Consider the following 22,300-nt stretch of genomic DNA (forward strand, 5'->3'; position numbering starts at 1 on the left):
CGCCGTGCAACTGACCGACTTCGATACCCTGACATTCGACTGCTACGGCACGCTGATCGATTGGGAAACGGGCATTTTCGAGGGCCTTCGTCCGCTGCTGGACCGTGTCGAGCCTGCGCTTACGCGCGATCAGGTTCTCGAAGCCCATGCGCGGCACGAGTCATCGCAACAGTTATACACGCCGGGCAAGCGTTATCAGGAGGTGCTGGCTATCGTGTACAAGCGGCTCGCGGAAGAGTGGGGCGTCGTTCACTCGCATGAGGAGTGCGTGACATACGGCAGGTCGATTCGCGACTGGCCCGCGTTTCCGGATTCGGCCGACGCACTGGAATATCTCGCGCAGCATTACAGGCTGGTCATCCTGTCGAATGTGGACAACGAAAGCTTCACCTATAGCAACAGCAAGTTGCGGGTTCCGTTCGACGCGGTCATCACGGCAGAAGATATCGGATCGTACAAGCCGTCGCCGCGTAACTTCCAGTACATGCTCGACAAGCTCGCGGGCTTCGGTGTGCGCAAGGAGAAAATCCTCCATACGGCCGAAAGCCTCTTTCACGATCACAAGCCTGCAAATGAGGCGGGGCTCGCTTCGTGCTGGATTTATCGACGTCATGCACAGCAAGGCTTCGGTGCGACGATGGATCCGGGTATGCAGCCGCGCATCGACTTTCGCTTCGACAGCATGGCCGATCTGGTGGCCGCGCACCGTGAGACTCTTTCGAGAGGATGAGGGGCAAGCCCTTTACGCCAGCAATCGCTTGATCAGCTCCTGGGTCGTTTTCACATCGTATTTGCGTAGCAGGCTGGCCCGATGGATGTCGACCGTCCGCGGGCTGATCTCCAGTTCCTTGCCGATCTCCTTGCTCGTCATCCCATGTACGACGAGGGCGGCCACATCGCGCTCGCGCGCCGTCAGCAGGCTCGCGACGTCCGAGTGCTTGTCGTTGATCGACAGATCCGCAAATGTCCACAGCGCCAACTCATAAGGGCGTTTCGGATTGAAGCCGAAGCCGCATACGGTGACCCAGAAGTGGCTACCGTCGATGCGACGCATGATGCGGTCATCGCTGAACACGGCTCTCTTTGCAATCAACGGAGCGATTCGGCGACCTGTGTTCGCAAAGTCTTTCTGGGCAGGATAGAGCACCGCGAACGACTGATCGACGATGTCGTCACGTGTTGCCCGGAATAGCGCCAGCGCCCTGTCGTTGCAGTCGATCATGATGCGCTCGCGGGCCACGATCACGGCAGTGGGCAGTTTGAGAAAAATCTCCTGGTAATCGAGCGTGAGGGCTGACGGACTCATCTTGAGATGGTGGTTCCATGGTCGCGACGTTGGCGCACTGCATTAAATGAGCCACGGCCAACCCGCGATTACCTAGGTATTTGATACGTATAGACCTACGTAATGATACCACCTACATTTCTCTCCATAGAGGCACGAACAGACAGGAGCGAGGAGAGAAATGACACTGCATGAGCGCTGCATCGTGATGGACGGTCTCATCGTCTCGAAGTGGGACAGGTCTATTTTCGAGGACATGAATCGCGGCGGACTGACCGCGGCGAACTGCACGGTTTCCATCTGGGAAGATTTTTCGGGCACCGTGGACAACATCATCGAAATGAAAAAGCTGGTGAGGGAGAATAGCGAGCTGGCTATCCTCGCCAGATCAGTCGACGACATCCGCTCGGCGAAGCAGGCGGGCAAGACAGCGATCATTCTCGGGTTTCAGAACAGCCACGCTTTCGAGGATCGCATCGAATATGTCGCTCTGTTCAAGGAACTCGGCGTCGGCATCTCCCAGCTTGCGTACAACACGCAGAATCTCATCGGCACGGGCTGCTACGAGCGCGACGGAGGACTGTCGGGCTTCGGACACGAGATCGTCGAAGAAATGAACCGCGTCGGCATGCTGGTCGATCTGTCGCACGTCGGACCGAATACGTCGCGAGAAGCGATTCTCGCTTCGAACAAACCCGTTTGCTACTCACACTGTCTTCCGGCGGGCCTCAAGGAACATCCTCGCAACAAAACGGATGAAGAACTGCGCTTCATCGTGGATCGCGGTGGATTCGTCGGCGTCACGATGTTTTCGCCTTTTCTCAGGAAGGGACCGAACTCGACGGTTGAAGACTACGTCGAGGCCATTCAGTACGTGATCAACGTCGTTGGCGAAGATGCGGTCGGAATCGGAACGGACTTCACGCAGGGTTACGACAAAGGGTTCTACGACTGGATCAGCCATGACAAAGGCGCCTATCGCAGATTGACCGATTTCGGAACGGTGTTGAATCCGCTCGGCATCAGGACGATCGGCGAATTTCCGAACCTCACGCGGGCGATGCAGGCGGCAGGGATGCCGGAGCGCGTCATCGAGAAAGTTCTCGGCGAAAACTGGCTTCGTGTTCTGCACGAGGTGTGGTCGGTTTGATCCACGCGATTGACTGGGAAAGTACAAGCGAAGTACGGAGGAGATATGTACGAAAAGATACAGCCGCTGGCGGGCGAACTTGATTACGCATCGTCAGACGCGGAGGGCGACGCGAAGCTCTACAAAAAGGTTGCGTTGCGCCTCATACCATTGCTCTTCATCTGCTATGTCGTTGCATACCTCGATCGGATCAACGTTGGCTTCGCGAAGCTGCAGATGCAGGATGCGCTCGGTTTCAGCGACACCGTGTACGGGCTGGGCGCAGGGATCTTTTTTATCGGCTACTTCCTCTTCGAAGTGCCGAGCAACATGATCCTGGAACGCATTGGCGCAAAGCGAACGATTGCGCGAATCATGATTTGCTGGGGTATCACCGGATGCCTGCTGGCGCATGTGTCGACGCCGACGGGTTTCTATGTGCTGCGGTTCCTGCTCGGTGCATTCGAAGCAGGCTTCTTTCCCGGCGTGGTCTACTATCTCGGATGCTGGTTTCCAGAAGCAAGACGCGGCCACATGCTTGGCATCTTCATGACGGGAATCCCTATCGCCGGGCTGTTCGGCGGACCCGTGTCGGGGTGGGCGATGTCGAGCTTGAGCGGCTTCGGAATGCAGGGCTGGCAATGGCTTTATGTGATCGAAGCTGCGCCGGCCGTGCTGCTTGGCATCGTTGCACTCGCGTATCTCGACGACAACGCCAGGGATGCAAAGTGGCTGACGCCCGGAGAACGGGACCGGCTCACGCTTGCACTGGTGGCAGAGTCGGAAAGAAACTCCTCACGAACCGACGCGAGCTTGCGACGCGCAATGACCAGCGTGCGGCTCTATGCATTGGCATTCGCTTACTTCGCTTTCATTTGCGGTACGTATGCAGTGAGCTTCTGGCTGCCGACCGTGCTCAAGTCGAGCGGCGTGACGGACGTCGCGCAGATTGGCTGGTATTCGGCGATCCCGTACGGAATCAGCGCGGTGGGCATGGTCTGGTTATGCCGAAACTCTGACCGCACGATGGAGCGCCGTTGGCACACGTCGCTTGCCGCGATTGCGGGAGCCGTTGCGCTCGCGTTGCTTCCTCACGTTCCGGCGAACGTTTCCGTGACGATTGTCCTGCTAACGGTGGCTGCAACCGGAATCTTCGCGACGATGCCGTTGTTCTGGTCGATTGCGACAGACTACTTCGCGGGTACGTCTTCGGCAGCCGTTGCCATCGCCCTGATAAACAGCCTCGGGCTTGTCGGTGGATTTGCGAGTCCGTTCATGATGGGTTGGCTGAAAACCGTGACGGGCTCACTGACTACCGGGCTCTACGTTGTCACGGCGGTCTTGCTGCTGGGAGCAATCATTCTGCTGATATTCGCTCCCCGGTCGACTCCGAGCGCGCGCAGCTGAATCACGGCCCAATACTGACGTGCGCGAGCGCAGCCACGCTGACGCTATTCGTCACCTGCACTGTCTTCGGCGCCTCCGCTCCGTTCGATTTCGCGCTTCGTCAGTTCGTGCGCGCGGGCTTCCAGCTTGTCCATCAGCGTTTCGAGTTGACGCGCTTCGTCATCGCTCAGGCACGCGGCGAATTCGACGTTGTACTGCTGGCCGGCCGCACGCGCCTGCTCATAGACGGCTTTGCCCGTTTCCGTGAGTCGTAGCGCGGATACACGCTTGTTCGTCGGTTGACGGGTGTTCGCCAGCAGCCCGCGCCGCACGAGTTGCGTCACACACCGGCTCGCGATCACCGTATCCAGTGCGGTGAGTTCCGCGAGCCGCGTCAGGTTCAGATCGGGGAACTGGCCGACGAACGCGAGGATGCGCCAGTCTCGGCGGCTAATGCCGATTTCGCGTCGAAACATCAGCCCTACACCTTGCACCGCGACGCGCGTCAGATTGTGCATCCGGTAAAGCAGAAACTGGTCGATATGGCCCGGCTGCTTCAAGGGCGGCACGGTTGGCGCAGAGGCTGCGGAAGGGGTGGTGGATGAGCGCGGCACGGTCGTTCGTCCTGGGCTGTTCGTCCTGGGGGCAAGCAGCCATTATGCGTGATTGTGCAACCGCACATACGTTTGACTAGGTCAATCGTTCGCGGCTTGTCTAGCATCGACGCCATACCCGCTTTCGACGATCCAGGCGCGATTCCATGACAGCCATCCGAAACATCCTTTTCATCATGTGCGACCAGTTGAGGCGCGATCACCTCGGCTGCTACGGGCACCCGTATTTGCGCACACGAAATATCGACGCGCTCGCCGCACGCGGCGTGCGTTTCGATAACGCGTACGTCAGTTCGGGCGTTTGCGGACCATCGCGCATGTCCTATTACACCGGCCGCACGATGACGAGCCACGGTGCGAACTGGAACCGCGTGCCGCTGTCGATCGGCGAGATCACGCTCGGAGAATATCTGCGCCGTCATGGGCGCTCGCTCGCGCTTGCCGGCAAGACGCACGTTCAGGTGGACGCGTCAGGCATGGAGCGGCTCGACATCGAGCGCAACAGTGCGGTTGGTTTGCGGCTCTCGGCGGGCTCGTTTGTCGAACTCGACCGCTACGACGGACATCACGAGCCGGGTAGCGAGAGCGGCTATCCCGCGTGGTTGCGCGCTCAAGGGTACGAAAGCGAGCGGCCGTGGAGCGATTACGTGATCAGCGTCGAAGACGACGCCGGCAACGTGCGCTCCGGCTGGCAGATGCGCAATGTGGGCTGGCCGTCGCGCGTCGCCGAACCGCACTCCGAAACGGCGTACATGACAGATCAGGCGATCCGCTATATCGAGCAGCAGGGCGACGAGCCCTGGGCGCTGCATCTGTCGTATGTGAAGCCCCACTGGCCGTATGTCGCCCCTCGTCCCTATCACGACATGTATTCGCTCGACCAATGCCTGCCGCCCGTGCGGCGCACGGCGGAACTCGATAACGCACACCCTGTGACGGCCGCTTACCGGCAGCACGAGGAGAGCATCAATTTCTCGCGCGACGAAGTATCGAACACGGTGCGGCCCGTCTATCAGGGGCTCATCCAGCAGATCGACGATCATCTCGGGCGCGTCTGGGAGGCGCTCGACAAGCTGGGCCGCTGGCAGGACACGCTGATCGTCTTCACCGCCGACCACGGCGATTTTCTCGGCGATCACTGGCTCGGCGAAAAAGAGCAGTTTTACGATACCGTGCAGCGCGTGCCGATGATCGTCTATGATCCGTCGCCCGATGCGCACGCGACGCGCGGAACGGCGGACGCCCGCTTCACGTCATGCATCGACGTCGTGCCGACGGTGCTCGAAGCGCTCGGGCTACCCGCGTACAAAGAGCGGATCGAAGGCAGATCGCTGCTGCCGCTCACACGCAACGCTCCGCTGCGCGAAGGCGGCTGGCGCGACTATGTCGTGTCCGAACTCGACTACAGTTTTCGCGGCGCGCGTCTGACGCTTGGTCGGGAACCGGATGAATGCCGTGGCTGGATGGTGCGCGATGCGCGCTGGAAATACGTGCACTGGCTCGGCTATCGTCCGCAGTTGTTCGATCTCGAAGCGGACCCGAACGAGTTCGTCGATCTTGGCGGCGACCGCACGCATGAAGCCGTGCGCGCGCAGATGCATGCAAAACTCGTCGACTGGCACGCGTCGCTCAAGCAGCGTGTGACGATGGACGATGCGGGTGTCGCCAGCCGCACGGATACGCACAAGGACTGGGGTGTGTTCTTCGGCGAGTGGTGACGGTCGATACCCGAACGACAAATAGAGAAATAGACCTTCGACAAAGGCACACAGGAGACACCATGATCGACGCTTCCGGCAACTCCGCCGACGACGCCGTATTCGGCAAAGTCGCGCGGCGCATCATCCCGTTCATTTTCATCTGCTACGTGGTCAACTTTATCGACCGCGTGAATATCGGCTTTGCGAAGCTCCAGTTTCTTCAGGACCTGAAGCTCGACGATGCCGTGTTCGGCATCGCGGCGGGGATGTTCTTTGTCGGCTACGTGATCTTCGAATTGCCGAGCAATCTGCTTGCGGCGCGCATCGGCGTGCGCAAGACGTTGCTGCGGATCATGGTCCTGTGGGGCGCGCTGACGGTGCTGCTGATGTTCGTGCGCGGCGCACATTCGCTCTACGTGCTGCGCTTTCTTCTCGGCGCTGCGGAAGCGGGCTTCTTTCCGGGCGTCATTCTGTACCTGACTTACTGGTTTCCCGACAGGCGGCGCGGGCGGATCATCAGTCAGTTCGTCATGGCCGTGCCTTTGGCGGGCATTGTCGGCGGCCCGCTGTCAGGTTCGATCATGAGCGGGCTGCACGGCGCGCTCGGACTCGCTGGCTGGCAGTGGCTGTTTCTGATCGAAGGGATTCCCGCGATCGCGCTCGGTCTCGCTGCCTGCTTCGTACTCGACGATCGTCCCGCCGATGCGCGCTGGCTCAGCGATAGCGAGAAGGCGCAGATCGCGGCGGCGCTCAGCGAGGGTCGCGCCCAGCAACCGGCGGGCGCGCATACGCACACGAGGCTTGCCGAGGTGCTGGCAAATCCGCGCATCTATGTGCTGTCGGCGATCTACTTCAGCGTGTTCATGGCGCTGAACGCAATCGGCTTCTGGATTCCGACACTGCTGCGTCAGGTCGGCGTGCATCACATTAGCGATATCGGCTGGATCAGCGGCGGGATCTCGGTGTGCACGGCAATCGGCATCGTATTGATCGGACGGCATTCGGACCGACGCATGGAGCGGCGCTGGCACGTCGCGGGCTGCGGCTTCGCAGTCGCCGCGAGTTTTCTGCTGCTGCCTTTGACGGCGCATAGCATCGCGTTGACCGTCGCGTTACTGATCGTCGCGTCGGTCGGCATCTATGCGGTTTTGTCGCTGTTCTGGACGATTCCCACTGCGTATCTTCGCGGCAGCGCGGCCGCGGGCGGCATTGCGACGATCACGGCCATCGGCGCGATTGGCGGTGCGGTGAGTCCGTGGCTGGTCGGGACGATGAAGACGCAAACGGGCAGCCTCTACACCGGGCTTGCCGCAATCGGCGTGTTGCTTGCGCTCGGCATGCTGACGCTGCTGTGGATCCTGCGCACGCCGTTGCGCGAGGCAGCGCCTGCCGCGGATGCGTTGGCGAATCGCTGACGGTCTGATCCGAGCGCAGCAGACCGCGATGGAATGATTGCGTCACGCTGTTCCGTGAGTCCCCAGGCAGTGGTCAGCGACCGCGTCGTCTCCGGGGAAACCCGTAGTGATTCATTAAATCTTGACGTCGGATCACAGCAAGCGAAATAATACTAACATGTGAGTAAATCTGAAAAGGCGCACTCGGATGTTTGTACTTGCCGATCATCGAATTCATCTGGAAGGGGAGCCGCTCGCACGCGATATCGATGCGCAAAGCGTCGGTGTGTTGCTCGCGAACGGCGCGGCATGCAGGCCGCCTGTGTCGGGCGCGGTCTACGGAACGTTGCTGAACGATCGCGCCGCGCTCGACGCGCTCGGCGATGCCGTTCACGCCGCGCCCTACAAGGCGCCGCCGAAAGCCCCCGTGCTCTACGTGAAGCCGCGCAATACGTTTGCCGGTCATCGCGCGCATATCGTCGTGCCGGACGATGACGAGGGCGTGCAGATCGGCGGTTCGCTCGGCATCGTGATCGGGCGCACGGCGTGCCGTGTGAGCGCGGATAACGCGCTGGAACATGTCGCGGGCTACACGGTCGTCGCGGATCTGTGCGTGCCGCACGAAAGCGTATATCGGCCTTCGGTGCGGTTTCGCGCGCGTGACGGGTTTTGCGTGATGGGACCGGCGCTTGTTGCGCGTCGGCATGTGGCCGATCCGGACGCGCTGAACATTGCGATCGATGTCGAAGGCCAGGCGCAGTTCAACGCCAGCACGGCAACGTCGATCCGAAGCGTCGCGCGTCTGATCGCCGACGTCACTGACTTCATGACGCTCTCGCCCGGCGACGTGCTGACGATGGGCGTGCCGCACGGTGCGCCGGTTGCGCACGCAGGCGACGCGATCAGCATTGCAATCGGCGATATGCCGCCGCTGCGTTTCTCGATGAAAGCACAAGAAGGAGCCGAACGATGATGCGCGGCCGTGTTGCCTACGCAGGCGCGATTCATGAAGCGTATCCGCACGAACGGGGCGTTCGTCTCGCCGATGGCCGCGTGTGTCGCGAGGAAGAAGTCGTGTGGCTCGCGCCGATCGAGACGGGCACGATCTTCGCGCTCGGACTCAACTATGCAGAGCACGCGAAAGAACTGCAATTCTCGAAGCAGGAAGAGCCGCTCGTGTTTCTCAAGGGACCGGGCAGCGTGATGGGCCATCGCGGTGTGACGCGTCGACCGTCCGACGTGACGTTCATGCACTACGAGTGCGAGCTTGCCGTCGTGATCGGCCGTCCGGCAAAAGAGGTGTCGCGCGGCGAAGCCATGCAGTACGTTGCGGGCTACATGATCGCCAACGACTACGCGATCCGCGACTACCTGGAGAACTACTACCGGCCGAATCTGCGCGTGAAGAACCGCGACGGCGGCACGGTGCTCGGACCGTGGTTCGTCGATGCCGCCGATATCGCCGACGTCGCGCAACTCGAATTGCGCACCTGGGTGAACGGCACGCTGCATCAGAAGGGCAATACGCGCGATCTGGTGACGGACGTGCCCGCGCTGATCGAATATCTGAGCAGCTTCATGACGCTCGCGCCGGGCGACATCATTCTGACGGGAACGCCAGAAGGCGTCGTCAATGTGAATGCGGGCGACGAAGTCGTCTGCGAGATCGACGGCCTGGGCCGACTTTCCAACGTGATTGCTTCCGACGCGGACTTCAACCGCGACTGACCATTCAGGACATGCCAATGCGAATCGAACATCTGATCAACGGCAAGCCGAAGGCTGCACGCGAGTACTTCGAAACAGTGAATCCGGCGACACAGGAAGTACTTGCCGAAGTCGCGAGCGGTACAGCCGAGGACATCGACGCTGCCGTACAGGCTGCAAAAGAAGCGTTTCCCGCGTGGGCCGCGAAGCCCGCGAGTGAGCGCGCGAAGCTCGTGCGCAAACTCGGCGAACTGATCGCGAAGAACGTGCCGGAACTCTCCGACACGGAAACGCGCGATACGGGGCAGACCATTTCGCAAACGCGCAAGCAACTCGTGCCGCGTGCCGCCGACAACTTCACGTATTTCGCGGAGATGTGCACGCGCGTCGACGGCCACACGTATCCCACCGATTCGCATCTGAACTACACGCTGTTTCATCCCGTCGGCGTGTGCGCGCTGATTTCGCCGTGGAATGTGCCGTTCATGACGGCGACGTGGAAGGTCGCGCCTTGTCTCGCGTTCGGCAATACGGCGGTGTTGAAGATGAGCGAACTGTCGCCGCTCACGGCTTCGATGCTCGGCACTCTCGCGTTGGAAGCGGGTATTCCCGCCGGCGTGCTGAATGTCGTGCATGGCTACGGCAAGGACGCGGGCGAGCCGCTCGTCGCGCATCCCGATGTGCACGCGATTTCGTTCACCGGGTCGACGGCAACGGGTAATCGCATCGTGCAGACAGCGGGCCTGAAGAAGTTCTCGATGGAACTGGGCGGCAAGTCGCCGTTCGTCATTTTCGACGACGCCGATTTCGAACGTGCGCTCGATGCCGCCGTGTTCATGATCTTCTCGAACAATGGTGAGCGCTGCACGGCGGGCTCGCGGATTCTGGTGCAGAAATCGATCTATGCGAAATTCGCGGAACGCTTTATCGAGCGTGCAAAGCGTTTGACCGTTGGCGATCCATTGAGCGAGAGCACGATCATCGGACCGATGATCAGCCAGGCGCACCTGGCGAAAGTACGCAGCTACATCGAACTGGGACCGAAGGAAGGCGCGACGCTCGCATGCGGCGGTCTGGATGCGCCGACGCTTCCCGAGGCCCTGAAACAAGGCAATTTCGTGACGCCGACCGTATTCGTCGATGTCGACAATCGCATGCGCATTGCGCAGGAAGAGATCTTCGGGCCAGTAGCCTGCCTGATTCCTTTCGACGACGAAGCCGAAGCGATTCGCCTCGCCAACGATATTTCATACGGTCTCTCCAGCTACGTGTGGACCGAGAACACAGGTCGCGCGCATCGCGTTGCGGCCGCCATCGAAGCGGGCATGTGCTTTGTGAACAGCCAGAACGTGCGCGATCTGCGTCAGCCGTTCGGCGGTACGAAGGCGTCGGGTGTCGGGCGCGAAGGCGGCACGTGGAGCTATGAAGTGTTCCTCGAACCGAAGAACGTGTGCGTGTCGCTCGGTTCGCATCACATTCCGCGCTGGGGCGTCTGAACGGGAGATCGCAATGGGCAAGCTCGCATTGGCCGCGAAAGTGACTCACGTGCCTTCGCTTTATCTGTCGGAACTGGATGGGCCGCATAAGGGATGCCGTCAGGCGGCGATCGACGGACATCATGAAATCGGCCGACGTTGCCGCGAACTGGGCGTCGATACGATCGTCGTGTTCGATGTGCATTGGCTCGTCAATAGCGAATATCACATCAATTGCGCGCCGAAGTTCGAAGGCATCTATACGAGCAACGAACTGCCGCATTTCATCAACAACATGGCGTATGCGTATCCGGGCAACGTGCAGCTAGGCAAGCTGATCGCAGACGTCGCCAATGAAATGGGCGTGAAAAGCCGCGCGCATAGCGAGACTTCGCTCGAACTCGAATACGGCACGCTGGTGCCGATGCGCTACATGAATGCGGACCAGCGCTTCAAGGTCGTATCGATTGCGGGCTGGTGCATGTGGCACGACCTGCCGACGAGTGCGCGTTTCGGGCTGGCAGTACGGAAGGCGATTGAAGAGCGCTACGAGGGAACAGTGGCGATTCTCGCGAGCGGCTCGCTCAGTCATCACTTCGCGAACAACGGCACGGCGGAGCAGTTCATGCACAAGGTGTGGGATCCGTTTCTCGAACAGACGGACCGGCATGTCGTGTCGCTGTGGGAGAAGGGCGACTGGAAGACCTTTTGCGGCATGCTGCCGCTGTACAACGAGAAATGCTGGGGCGAGGGCGGCATGCACGATACGGCGATGCTGCTGGGTGCGCTCGGCTGGGATCGTTATGAGGGCAAGGCCGAAGTGGTGACGCCGTACTTCGGCAGTTCGGGGACGGGACAGATCAATGCGATTTTCCCCGTTACGCCGCTGCCGGCCTGATCGATCAAAGGAGAGTTGACGTGCCGCATCTCACGCTCGAATACAGCGCCAATCTGGCGAATGAAGACAGCATCGGCGCGCTTTGCAAGAAGCTCGCGCAATGTCTCGATGCGCAACGCGATAACGACCAGCGCGTCTATCCGCTGGGCGGCATACGCGTGCGCGCGTTGCGCTGCGAAGAGTTCTGCATCGCCGATGGAAGACGGGATGCCGCGTTTCTGCATGCGAACCTGAAGATCGGCGCGGGTCGCTCGGAGAGCGTGAAGAAAGCAACCGGCGATGCATTGTTCGACGTCATCAAACAGCATTTCGCGGAAGCATTCGAAAAACATGGGCTGGCGTTATCGCTCGAAATCGGCGAATTCAGCGAAGCGGGCACCTGGAAACATAACAATCTGCATGCGCGCCTGAAGGGCTGAGCACGGGAGGAAAGGATCATGCTGGACGAGAAGATCATTCGCGAACTCGCCGCGAAACTCGATCACGCTGAAAAGACGCGCACGCAATTGCGCCATTTTTCTGCGGCGTATCCCGAGATGACGATCGAAGACGGTTACGCGATTCAGCGCGAATGGGTGAAGATGAAGCTCGCTGAAGGACACGTGATCAAAGGGCGCAAGATCGGTTTGACGTCGCGTGCGATGCAGCGTTCGTCGCAGATTGATGAGCCGGACTATGCGCCGCTTCTGGACAGCATGTTCATCGAAAGCGGGCGTGACATTCGCGCGGACCGTTTCATTGCTCCGCGAGTCGAAGTAGAGCTGGCGTTCATTCTCGCGAAGCCGCTCAAAGGCCCGAACGTCACGCTGTTCGACGTGCTCGATGCAACTGCGTACGTGACGCCTGCCGTCGAAATCATCGATGCGCGTATCGAACAGTTCGACCGCGACACCAAAGCGCCGCGCAAGGTCTTCGATACGATCTCCGATTTCGCGGCCAATGCGGGCATCGTGATGGGCGGCCGTCCTGTGCGTCCGATGGATGTCGACCTGCGCTGGGTCGGCGCGCTGCTGTACAAGAACGGCGCCGTCGAAGAGAGCGGTCTTGCCGCTGCGGTACTGAATCATCCGGCGACGGGCGTCGCGTGGCTCGCGAACAAGATCGCGCCCTACGACGAAGCGCTGAATGCAAACGACGTGATTCTCAGCGGCTCATTTACCGCGCCGATTGCCGCGCGTGCAGGCGATACGTTTCATGTCGATTACGGCCCGCTCGGCGGCATCGCCCTCAACTTCGTGTGACCATTGCGAATGGAACCTGTTAAAAACACCTTCAAACAGGCACTCGCCGATGGCAGGACGCAATTCGGCCTGTGGGCTGCATTTGCCGATGCCTATGTGACGGAAGCGATTGCGACGGCCGGTTTCGACTGGCTGCTGATCGACAACGAGCACGCACCCAACGACGTGCGCAGTACGCTCGCGCAACTCCAGGTGCTCGCGGCGTATTCGTCGCATCCCGTCGTGCGGCCGGTGAAAGCGGATGCGGCGGTGATCAAGCAACTGCTCGATATCGGCGCGCAGACGTTGTTGTTGCCGATGATCGACTCCGCCGATCAGGCGCGTGACGCCGTAGCGGCGACGCGTTATCCGCCCGAAGGGATACGCGGCGTCGGTAGCGCACTGGCGAGAGCGTCGCGATGGAATCGTGTGCCGGACTATCTGGCCACGGCGGCGCGTGAACTCTGTGTGCTGGTGCAGGTGGAAACCGTCACAGGGATGAACAACCTCGACGGGATAGCGCGGGTTGACGGCGTGGACGGCGTCTTTTTCGGGCCTGCCGACTTGAGCGCGTCGATGGGGTATCTAGGCAAGCCAGGTGCGCCCGAAGTGCGCGAGGCCATTTGCAACGGTATCCGGCTCGTCCGGAATGCAGGCAAAGCGGCGGGCGTGCTTGCGCCGGATCGTGCTTTCGCGGACGAGTACATGGCGGCAGGGGCGACGTTTGTCGCCGTTGGAACGGACACGGGGCTTCTGACCTCGGCCGCCGCGCAACTGGCCGCGTCGTTTAAAAAGCAGGACGTCACAGCGAAGACGGAGCGGGGCGGCTACTGATACATCGCTGCCTGCCCGCCTTCAATGCGACCGGCGGGCGACTTCAGACAAACGAGGCGTGTGCGACGGCAATTCTCCGAACTGCGCCTTGTACGATTGCGCGAAGTGGCCGAGATGCTGAAAGCCCCATCTGCCTGCTGCGTCACTGATGGAGAGCGCATCCGCTGGTGTCGACGTTAGCAGGCGTCGCACCTGCGCAAGTCGCACCGCTCTCAGATAGACGAGAGGACTGGTTTGCGTGACGGCGCGGAAACTGTTCTGAATCGTGCGCCTGCTCACACCCAAGGTTGCAGACAGCGAATGGATATCGATGGACTCGTCTCCGGATGCCAGCACATAGTCGTGGCAGCGTCGCACGATATCGGCATGACATGCATGCGTCAGTTCGCGGGACTTGTCGTGTGCGACATGGTACGTGAACAGGTCGGCTAGCGCGTCCTCGATTTCACCGGCCAGTTCGCGACTTTGTGCGCTGTTGCCGGTTGCACCCGTCTGAAGTGCACACTCGAGCGTCGTCGCGATCCGCAAGCCTGTGCGTGACAGCGCGGGCTTGGGCACTTCGAGCACGTCCATTTGTCGACTGAAGGTGCTTGCATCGAAACCCGCTGCTTCCGCAATGTTTTGGAGCATGACGGGGGCAATGACGACGCCGATCAACAGCATGTCATCGGGCGCATGCAGGTCGAACTCTTTTCCGTCCGAACAGCAGACCAGGCGGCCGGGACCCAGTAAAGATCGACGAAAGGTGAAGGAGCCTTTTCCCGTCAGTGGAATGCCGACGATCGTTCGCGCTGGTGGCAAACGTCCGCGTTGCACGATGCGAGCATTGGCCGACTCGTGGAAAACGTGAATATCGTCGACGGATGCCTGTTTGACCGTGCTGCTAAAGCGGCCGCATCCAACCTGCACGTACTCCTGATCCCAGCCGTGCAGCGCGGCTGCGTGCGCGTCGGCGTCGTTGAAACGTTCGAGGCGGGCGTCGATGGAAATCGGATTGAGGTCCATGTGTGTAATCTCAGTCGACGCACGCGTCGATATCTTCACCGCGATCGAACAGGCATTTGCGCAGGAGCACGGCTTCGACCGCGTTGATCTGCAGCAATGCGACGTAACGGCGTCCGTCGTCATGGCTGACGATCGCAAACACGCTTCTGTCATCTCCGTTCGCAAACCGCACGTCGTCTTCCACGATGTCGGTGTCGTCGTGTACGCCCGCCAGATACGCACGTTCGACGACGTTCCACGCCTGCGGCAGACGTAACAATACATCGAGCACATCTTCCGATGTCGAAATGACCGACGCCTGAGTGTCGTCGCATCGCACGAACCAGCCAGGGTTGGCCGTCGGGCGTACTCTCATCGCTGCCACTGCATAGAGCAGCATTTTCCGCACCTCCGCTTGCACGCTGCGCGTTGGCGCCCATGCGTGATTCGCACGAGCGCGTCTCGCAACTTGTGGGTTCGACTAGAACTTGTGACGAAGTCCGACACGAACGACGGCCTGCTTGTCGGTCGCGGACGCCGATGGTCCGTTGATGGCCGCAACGGCTTCCTTACCCGTCGAGTCCGTTCCCGATGCCTTCTGATACACCGCGATCAGATACACGTCGCTGCGTTTCGAAAGCAGGTAGTCGACGCCTGCGCCGAACTGGTGATAAGTGGCGCCCGTCTTGCCCGCGACCGAACTGCTTTTCGTGTAGTCGTATGCAAAGCCTGCCAGCAGCGCGGGCGTGAACTGATAGCGGAAGTTGATTTCGGCATTGTTCAAGGTCGTGGTGCCGCTCAGACCGAGTGGATTCGGACCTGACGACAGATCGCCGAGATCGTGGTAACGCGTGTTCGACCAGACTGCGCCCACCGTCGCCGACCCGATCACATAGGCCGCAGCCGCGTCGATGACGCTCATCGACCGCGCTGATGCATAGCCCGAATACACGGGCGACAGCATGTTGTTGCCGGGCACGCCATTGACGGTCGTCGCGGGACTGCCGCCGCTGCCAAAGAACGAGGTGTTCGGATTCGCGACATCCAGATAACCCGCGCCGAGCATCAACGGTCCGTTGACGTAACCTGCCGTCACCGACCAGATTCGATTGCGCGCGAAGTTGCCCGCGACGCCGCCGAAGCCGAACATCCCTTCCAGCGTCAGTCCGCCATAGTTGTTGCTGGTGAACTTGATCGCGTTGTTGGTCGAATTCGTGTTGTTGATGTTGTCGAGATCGCCGGGGTGCGCGGCCATATAGCCGCCCCATTGCCCGCCTGCCTCCATCGGCCCGATGATGTCGACGTTCGTGTCGTACTGGCGTCCGAGCGTGACCGTTCCGAACGGCCCCGACATGCCGACGAACGCTTTCTTGCCGAACAGCAGTCCTCCCTGACCGGCCTTGCCCGTACTCGCATCGAAGCCGTTTTCGAGGACGAAGATCGCTTTCAGTCCGCCGCCGAGATCTTCGGAACCGCGCAGGCCCCAGCGGCTTTGCTGCATGACGCCGCTGAGGAGCCGCACCGCACTGTGTCCCGATACGCTGCCGTTCGCATTGACGGTCGCGGCATTGCTGAAATAGCTGATACCTTCATCGATGATGCCGTACAGCGTGACGAAGCTTTGTGCATGGGCGCACACGGGTGCGGCGGCCGCGACGCAGGCGGCGAAAAGCGCTTTCTTCATGTTGTCTGACGCTCGGTTGACTTGCGGTTAAGGATGTCTTTGAACGGGCAGAGCGTGACGCCGCCGCGCGACGAAGGCGCGAGCGTGTCCCGCCGCTCCACGCGGGAGCGGCTTCGATACGGCAATCAGCGAAAGGCGAAGAGTGGCGTCAGCAGTGCGCGTCGATGACGGGCGCACGGGGCACGCTGTGTGCCGCGGCCTGTTCGTAGGCGTGGCCGAGTTGCAGTACGCCCCAGTCGTCGCGATAACGCCCGGCGATCTGCAGGCCGATGGGAAGCCCCGACACGCTGAAACCGCAAGGCACGGCCAGCACGGGCGCCTCCGTCGACGACAGATACCAGCAGATGCGCATCCAGTCGATATACGACGTGTACGTCTGGCCCATGAACGACGTAGGCCAGCGCAAACTGGCGTCGAACGGCAGCATCTGCGTTGCGGGCAGCACGTAGAACGCGTGATCGTTCATGAAGCTGCGCATGCGCTGAAACAGCGCGGTCTTGCGCACGAACATCTGCCCGATGTCGGCGGCGCTGAGCGAGCGATGCAGCCTGCACTCGTCCTCGATTTCAGGCTTCAGCTGCGCGCGCGCGTCATCGCCGAGCTGTTGCACGAGCGTGCCGATCATCCAGGCGCGCTCCATACGGAACACATCTTCGGCATCGGCCAGATCGGGATCGGCGAACACGACTTCACAGCCAAGCGCTTCGAACACGCGCGCCTGCGCCTGCACCGTGCGCTGGATTTCCGGATCGACGGGCAGGCCCGCGAGCCCCGTCGATATGGCCACGCGCACGCCGCGAAAATCGCGCTGCAAGGGGCGCGCGAAGAGTGCGCCGGGGTCGCCGAGTTCCGTCGCGATCTCGCCGCTCGGGCCGGCGATCGCGCTGAGCAGCAGGGCCGTGTCCGCGACGTTGCGCGCCATCGGGCCATCGACGCCCAGCGTGCCCCAGCCGTTCGTGTCGGGCGCGCGCGGCACGCGTCCCGGCGACGGACGCAAGCCGACCACGCCGTTCCACGCGGCCGGATTGCGCAACGAGCCGCCCATGTCGCTGCCGCACGCGAGCGGGTTCATCCCGCATGCCACCGACGCCGCCGCGCCGCCGCTGCTGCCGCCCGCCGAACGGCTCAGGTCCCAGGGATTGCGCGTCACACCGAACACGTCGTTGAACGTATGCGAGCCCGCGCCGAACTCCGGCGTGTTCGACTTGCCGATCATCAGCGCGCCCGCAGCGTGGCAGCGGCGGACGATCAGCGCGTCCTGAGCGGGCACATGATGCTCGAACGCTTTGGAGCCGAACGTGGTCCGCACGCCGCGCGTCAGCGTCAGGTCCTTCTGCGAAACGGGCAAGCCATGCAACGGACCTTGCCATTCGCCGCGCATCCAGAGACCGTCGATTTCGCGGGCGCGCTGCCGAAGCGCGTCCGTGTCGTTGAGCGTCACCAGCGCGTTGACATGCGGATTCACGGCGTCGATGCGCGCGAGATGCGCGTCGAGGATGTCGAGCGCGCTCACTTCGCGCTTGTGTTGCAGGTCCAGCAGCGTGAGTGCGGATGCGTCGCACAGCGAGTCGGTGGAGACGGGATTCGGATCGAGGTGCAGATAGTCAGCCATGTCGGAACTCTTCAATTGATTCGGTGATTCGAGGTGTATTCAGCACATATCGGACGATCAGATTTCATCGCGTGTGCGGTCGGTGATGAAGGCCAGCGCGATCAGCGACGCCACGCCGCACGCGATCACGTACCACGCAGGCGCAGCGGCATTGCCCGTCGCGCCGATCAGCCACGTCACGACGAACTGCGCGAAGCCGCCGAAAATCGACACGCCCGCCGCATAGGAAATGGACAGGCCCGTGGCGCGCGTGCTGCGCGGAAACATCTCGGGAAGCAGCGGTCCCGTTGCGCCCGCATTGATCGAATGCAAGGCGGCCAACCCGCAGACGACGAGATACAGCGTCGTCACGGTCGGGCTGTGTGCGATCGCGTAAAAGCCCGGCAGGATCAGCAGCGTAAGCAGCAGGCGCGAGATGAACGTCACGCGCTTGCGTCCAAAGCGGTCGGACCACAGGCCGCCGATGGGCGACACCACGAGCATCACCGCGCCGGAGAGAATGCCGCACCACATGGCCGCATCCATCGGCAGATGCAGCACCTTGATCGCGTACGTGGACATGTAATACAGCACGATGAAATGCGCGGACGTGCCGCCGATCACCAGCAGGAACGCGAGCAACAACAGCTTGCCGTCGCGTGCGAAGACCGTCTTGAGCACGCCGCTTCCGGATGGCGCCGCGTTGCGCGCGCCATGTTCTTCTTCGCCGATGCGAGCCCGCAGATACAGGCCGAGCGGCGCGATCAGCACGCCTGCGAGAAACGGCACGCGCCAGCCCCAGCTTTCGAGCGACGCGGTATCGAGAAAGTGCGAAAGCAGAAAGCCGACCAGCGATCCCGCGAGCGCAGCCGCGCCCTGGCTCGCGAACTGCCAGCTCGTGACGAACCCGCGTCGCTGCGCCGATGCGCGCTCGGCGAGCAGCGTGGTCGCGACACCCACTTCACCGCCCGCGGAAAAGCCCTGCAACAGCCGCGCGATCAACACGATGATGGGCGCCGTCATGCCGATCTGCGCATACGTCGGCGTGAGGCCGATCAAGCCCGTGCCGAGCGCCATCGTCAGCAGCGTGAGGTTCATCGCGGCGACGCGCCCGAAGCGGTCGGCGAGCAGTCCGAACATCACGCCGCCGATGGGTCGCGCGATAAAGCCGACGCCGAACGTGCCGACGGAAAGCAGCAATTGCTGTTGCGCGGATGCTGCCGGAAAGAACAGCTTGCCGAGCAGCACGGCGAAGAAGCTGTAGACGGTCAGGTCGAAGAACTCGAATGCATTGCCGATCGTCGTCGCGACGATCAGCGTGCGCGTGGAGATCGGTTTCGTGCGTGCCGCCGATGAGGTCGCGGCGGCGGAACTGAGTGACGGTGACTTCATGAACGGCATCCCTGTCGAAAGTGAATCGTTCGTCGAAACGGCGCGTCGGAGGCGTCGTGCAGGTAAGCCACCTGCTGACGCCGATGAAAACTGCATGACGACAGGGCAAGTCTAGAGAGACAAAAAAACACGACGGAGTTGCTTTTTCTTATCGCGATAACGAGTGGTTATCGCCGGCGCCGCCTATGCGGGGTAAGCCTCATGTCGGCGGCGATGATGTCGAGGTAGGATGGGTTATCTCATCACCACAACCGGCTGACGCGCTTGAAACACAACCAGCTACGCGCACTCGTCGCGATTGCCGAGCACGGCAGTCTGCGTGCCGCCGCGCGCACGGTCTGTCTGTCGCAACCCGCGCTCACGAAGGCGATCCGCGAACTGGAACAGGATCTCGGCGTGCCGCTCGTCGCGCGCAATGCCCGCGGCGCGCAACTCACGCAGTTCGGTCAGGCGATCTACGCGCGCGCGAAGCTGATCCTTGCGGAGATGCAGCACGCGCGCGAAGACGTGATCCAGCTATCGGGCTTCGAGGGCGGCACGGTGTCGTGTGCCGTCACGCCGCTCGTTTCGCTCAAGTACCTGCCTCGCGCGATTCACACCTTCCGGCTGCGCATGCCGAAGACGCGTCTGTCGGTGCAGGAAGGCTTCTTGAGTTCGGCGCTCGCGGGTCTGCGCGACGGCACGCTCGACTTCGCGATCGCGATCGTCGACGACTCGAAGATCACGGGCGAATTCCAGTTTCGTCCGCTGCTGGAAGCGGAGCTGATCATCTCGGCGCGCAAAGGGCATCCGCTTGCGAAAGCGCAGTCCATCGCGGAGCTGGAGGGCGCAGAGTGGGTGCTGAACACGACGCCTGAGAGCATCGGCCGCGTGCTGCAGGACTATTTCGTCAGCGTGGGCGCGGCCGCGCCGCGTGTCGTGGTCGAATGCAGTTCGTTCAGCGCGAGTTTCTCGCTGTCGTCGAACAGCAACTATCTGTCTTGCTGCCCGAAGAGCTTTCTCGAATCCGAATGGTTTCGCCAGCACGTGATCGCGCTGCCTGTGCGCGAGCCGCTGCCACGCGTATCCGTCGGCATCATCTCGCGGCGCGATGCGCTCAATACGGCGGCCTGCGACTATCTGATCGACTGTTTCGCCGATGCCGTGGCGTCGGCGCCCGCGTTCGATCACGACACCGCCGCGCCGGCCTGAAGCGGTAGCTTGCCGCGTTGTCATCCTTCTGGTCGATGCCCTGCGCGGGGCCCTGTTCGTAGAGTGGATGCATGCGTCGCCGCGAATCCGCGCGACGCGTGTTCATCACCCTCGATCACAGGAGTCCAGTCCATCATGACGTCTCAACCGAAGTTCATCCAGGTCGGCGCGCTCGCCGACGGCTTTGCGCCCGACAGCCATATTCTTGCGCCCGTCGGCGATCTGGAAGGCCGCACGTTCGTGTTGACCTTTGCAGACGGCGACGTCGATACGCTGCATTTTGCCGTTGCGCAAACGGTCGATGTCGAACGCATTGCGGCGGGAGCGACACGCCCCGCGCAACCGCGCGAGCGTCATGCGTGCCGCGTGACCTCGGTGCGCGAAGGCATCTATTTCGTCGATTACATCGGTGCGGATGAAGCGCTCGTGGACGAAGAGGGCCAGCCGCGCGCGGCGAGCACGAGTTATGTGCTCGATGTGCACAGGCAGCTTTGCACGGTGGTGACGGGCGTGCTGCCGGGCGAGAAGGAAACGCGCATCGACGCGTTCACACGCGTTGAGCGGGGTCTGGAACTGACGGGCGTGCAGGCGCGGATACGCCATGGCCGCATCTGCGGCGATGCGGGGAACGTCGACGCGCCGCTGCATCAGCCGACCAACGAACTGATCGGCATGCGCAACCTGTACACGTATAGCGCGACCGAACGCTACGAGCATATCTACCTGAGCGACCACTTCTACGCATGGCAATGTCTGTCGGGCGTCGAAGCAGGTCTCGCCGATGTGGACCGTTGCCACATGATCGGCATCGACGAGAAGCTGTATCTGTTCGTGTGGCGCGAGAAGATCGTGCCGACGCTCGGCGTCGTGATGATCGATCTCGAAAGGATGAAGACGGACGGCAAGATTTTCGGCTATCAGGGAAGCCGTTTCGACGCGCTGTCGAACTTTCCGGTCGGCGCGCACGCGCAAGTGCTCAACGTGACGCGGCATCCGCAATGAGCGCGGCGCTTGGGTTGCCATTCGCGGGCAAGGTCGTGCTGGTCACGGGCGGCGCGCAAGGCATCGGGCGCGGCATTGCGGAGGCGTTCGCGGCGCAGGGCGCGTCCGTTGCCGTCGCGGATATCGATGCGAATGCCGCGCGTGCCTGGCTGGCAAGCGCGTCTCGCCCGCATGACGTGCAGACGCACCGCGCCTACGACGCCGACCTCGCCACGCACGGCGCTATCGTGCGTCTGATTGCGCAGATCGAAGCCGACTACGGCCGCCTCGACGTGCTGGTGCACAACGCTGCGTATTTTCCATTGACGCCGTTTGCGCAGATCACGCCGCCGTTGCTCGAACGCACGCTGGCCGTCAATCTGTCCGCGCTGTTCTGGCTCACGCAGGCGGCGACGCCGCTGTTCGTGAAGCAGGGCGGCGGGCGGGTGCTCGTCACGTCGTCGGTGACAGGGCCGCGTGTCGCGTATCCGGGTCTTGCGCACTATGCGGCGTCGAAAGCGGGCGTCAACGGTTTCATTCGCGCCGCCGCGCTCGAACTCGCGCCGCTCGGCATCACGGTGAACGGCGTCGAGCCGGGCATGATCCGCACGCCCGCGATGGACAATCTCGGCGACGCCGCGCTCAGCGCGCGCATCGCGGGCGCCGTGCCGCTCGGGCGTCTCGGCGAGCCCGCCGATATCGCTGCGGCGATGCTGTATCTCGCATCGGCGGGCGCGTCGTACGTGACGGGGCAGACCATCGTCGTCGACGGCGGCGCGACGCTGCCCGAAGCGTCCGCCGCGTTTGCCGCCTCGCGGTAGCGAAGATGGTGGGT

Annotated in this window: 22 protein-coding genes; 15 read left to right on the top strand and 7 right to left on the bottom strand. The window is 62.0% G+C overall.

The window, feature by feature from the left end:
- The first annotated feature begins 4 nt into the window (after positions 1-4).
- Entirely contained in the window at positions 5-730 is a 726-nt protein-coding gene (locus QEN71_RS34340; RefSeq protein ID WP_201647707.1) for a haloacid dehalogenase type II, read from the top strand.
- A gap of 12 nt (positions 731-742) precedes the next feature.
- Here the strand turns inward: QEN71_RS34340 and QEN71_RS34345 are convergent, their stop codons facing one another.
- Positions 743-1,306, bottom strand: a complete 564-nt coding sequence (locus QEN71_RS34345; RefSeq protein WP_201647709.1) for a PAS and helix-turn-helix domain-containing protein — start codon at positions 1,304-1,306, stop codon at positions 743-745.
- A 160-nt stretch (positions 1,307-1,466) separates the two neighbouring features.
- Here QEN71_RS34345 and QEN71_RS34350 point away from each other — a divergent pair, with 160 nt between their 5' ends.
- Positions 1,467-2,435, top strand: a complete 969-nt coding sequence (locus tag QEN71_RS34350; protein ID WP_201647711.1) for a dipeptidase — start codon at positions 1,467-1,469, stop codon at positions 2,433-2,435.
- A 45-nt stretch (positions 2,436-2,480) separates the two neighbouring features.
- Complete coding sequence (locus QEN71_RS34355; RefSeq protein WP_201647713.1) at positions 2,481-3,821, top strand: MFS transporter; 1,341 nt, start codon at positions 2,481-2,483, stop codon at positions 3,819-3,821.
- Positions 3,822-3,865: 44 nt separating this feature from the next.
- Here QEN71_RS34355 and QEN71_RS34360 read toward each other — a convergent pair whose 3' ends face one another.
- Positions 3,866-4,414 carry a MarR family winged helix-turn-helix transcriptional regulator gene (locus QEN71_RS34360; RefSeq protein ID WP_233471646.1) on the bottom strand — a complete coding sequence of 183 codons (549 nt, stop codon included), beginning with the start codon at positions 4,412-4,414 and terminating at the stop codon, positions 3,866-3,868.
- Between the two features lie 146 nt (positions 4,415-4,560).
- Here QEN71_RS34360 and QEN71_RS34365 point away from each other — a divergent pair, with 146 nt between their 5' ends.
- From QEN71_RS34365 to hpaI, 9 genes are all read left to right on the top strand, one after another.
- Positions 4,561-6,132, top strand: a complete 1,572-nt coding sequence (locus QEN71_RS34365) for a sulfatase-like hydrolase/transferase (protein ID WP_201647715.1) — start codon at positions 4,561-4,563, stop codon at positions 6,130-6,132.
- Positions 6,133-6,194: 62 nt separating this feature from the next.
- Positions 6,195-7,529 carry an MFS transporter gene (locus tag QEN71_RS34370; protein WP_201647717.1) on the top strand — a complete coding sequence of 445 codons (1,335 nt, stop codon included), beginning with the start codon at positions 6,195-6,197 and terminating at the stop codon, positions 7,527-7,529.
- Positions 7,530-7,716: 187 nt separating this feature from the next.
- Positions 7,717-8,481 carry a fumarylacetoacetate hydrolase family protein gene (locus QEN71_RS34375; RefSeq protein ID WP_201647726.1) on the top strand — a complete coding sequence of 255 codons (765 nt, stop codon included), beginning with the start codon at positions 7,717-7,719 and terminating at the stop codon, positions 8,479-8,481.
- Positions 8,478-9,236, top strand: coding sequence for a fumarylacetoacetate hydrolase family protein (locus tag QEN71_RS34380; protein ID WP_201647735.1), 759 nt, complete (start codon positions 8,478-8,480; stop codon positions 9,234-9,236). Before QEN71_RS34375 ends, QEN71_RS34380 begins: the two co-directional genes overlap by 4 nt.
- Before the next feature lie 17 nt (positions 9,237-9,253).
- Complete coding sequence (hpaE, locus tag QEN71_RS34385) at positions 9,254-10,711, top strand: 5-carboxymethyl-2-hydroxymuconate semialdehyde dehydrogenase (protein WP_201647738.1); 1,458 nt, start codon at positions 9,254-9,256, stop codon at positions 10,709-10,711.
- A 13-nt stretch (positions 10,712-10,724) separates the two neighbouring features.
- Positions 10,725-11,588, top strand: a complete 864-nt coding sequence (gene hpaD, locus QEN71_RS34390; RefSeq protein ID WP_201647740.1) for a 3,4-dihydroxyphenylacetate 2,3-dioxygenase — start codon at positions 10,725-10,727, stop codon at positions 11,586-11,588.
- Between the two features lie 20 nt (positions 11,589-11,608).
- A complete protein-coding gene (locus tag QEN71_RS34395) occupies positions 11,609-12,007 on the top strand; it encodes a 5-carboxymethyl-2-hydroxymuconate Delta-isomerase (protein ID WP_201647741.1) in 399 nt (132 codons plus the stop codon).
- An 18-nt stretch (positions 12,008-12,025) separates the two neighbouring features.
- Entirely contained in the window at positions 12,026-12,829 is an 804-nt protein-coding gene (gene hpaH, locus QEN71_RS34400) for a 2-oxo-hept-4-ene-1,7-dioate hydratase (RefSeq protein WP_201647743.1), read from the top strand.
- Positions 12,830-12,838: 9 nt separating this feature from the next.
- Positions 12,839-13,642: a 4-hydroxy-2-oxoheptanedioate aldolase gene (gene hpaI / locus QEN71_RS34405; protein WP_201647745.1), complete on the top strand. Its 804-nt coding sequence runs from the start codon at positions 12,839-12,841 to the stop codon at positions 13,640-13,642.
- 21 nt (positions 13,643-13,663) lie between these two features.
- Here hpaI and QEN71_RS34410 read toward each other — a convergent pair whose 3' ends face one another.
- From QEN71_RS34410 to QEN71_RS34430, 5 genes are all read right to left on the bottom strand, one after another.
- On the bottom strand, positions 13,664-14,647 hold the full coding sequence (locus QEN71_RS34410) for a helix-turn-helix domain-containing protein (protein ID WP_201647747.1): 984 nt from the start codon (positions 14,645-14,647) through the stop codon (positions 13,664-13,666).
- A gap of 10 nt (positions 14,648-14,657) precedes the next feature.
- Complete coding sequence (locus tag QEN71_RS34415; RefSeq protein WP_201647749.1) at positions 14,658-15,002, bottom strand: hypothetical protein; 345 nt, start codon at positions 15,000-15,002, stop codon at positions 14,658-14,660.
- Between the two features lie 105 nt (positions 15,003-15,107).
- Entirely contained in the window at positions 15,108-16,310 is a 1,203-nt protein-coding gene (locus QEN71_RS34420; RefSeq protein WP_201647751.1) for a porin, read from the bottom strand.
- A 148-nt stretch (positions 16,311-16,458) separates the two neighbouring features.
- Positions 16,459-17,922, bottom strand: a complete 1,464-nt coding sequence (locus QEN71_RS34425; protein ID WP_201647753.1) for an amidase — start codon at positions 17,920-17,922, stop codon at positions 16,459-16,461.
- Between the two features lie 57 nt (positions 17,923-17,979).
- Entirely contained in the window at positions 17,980-19,293 is a 1,314-nt protein-coding gene (locus QEN71_RS34430) for an MFS transporter (RefSeq protein WP_201647755.1), read from the bottom strand.
- Between the two features lie 264 nt (positions 19,294-19,557).
- On the opposite strand from QEN71_RS34430, the gene QEN71_RS34435 reads away from it, so the two are divergent.
- The 3 genes from QEN71_RS34435 (at position 19,558) to QEN71_RS34445 (ending at position 22,286) form a co-directional block, all read left to right on the top strand.
- Positions 19,558-20,484, top strand: coding sequence for a LysR substrate-binding domain-containing protein (locus QEN71_RS34435; RefSeq protein WP_201647757.1), 927 nt, complete (start codon positions 19,558-19,560; stop codon positions 20,482-20,484).
- Positions 20,485-20,619: 135 nt separating this feature from the next.
- On the top strand, positions 20,620-21,486 hold the full coding sequence (locus QEN71_RS34440; protein ID WP_201647759.1) for a MoaF C-terminal domain-containing protein: 867 nt from the start codon (positions 20,620-20,622) through the stop codon (positions 21,484-21,486).
- Complete coding sequence (locus tag QEN71_RS34445) at positions 21,483-22,286, top strand: SDR family oxidoreductase (RefSeq protein WP_201647761.1); 804 nt, start codon at positions 21,483-21,485, stop codon at positions 22,284-22,286. The genes QEN71_RS34440 and QEN71_RS34445 overlap by 4 nt, the downstream gene beginning before the upstream one ends.
- Positions 22,287-22,300: the final 14 nt, after the last annotated feature.

It is taken from the genome of Paraburkholderia sabiae (assembly GCF_030412785.1).
GTDB lineage: Bacteria > Pseudomonadota > Gammaproteobacteria > Burkholderiales > Burkholderiaceae > Paraburkholderia > Paraburkholderia sabiae.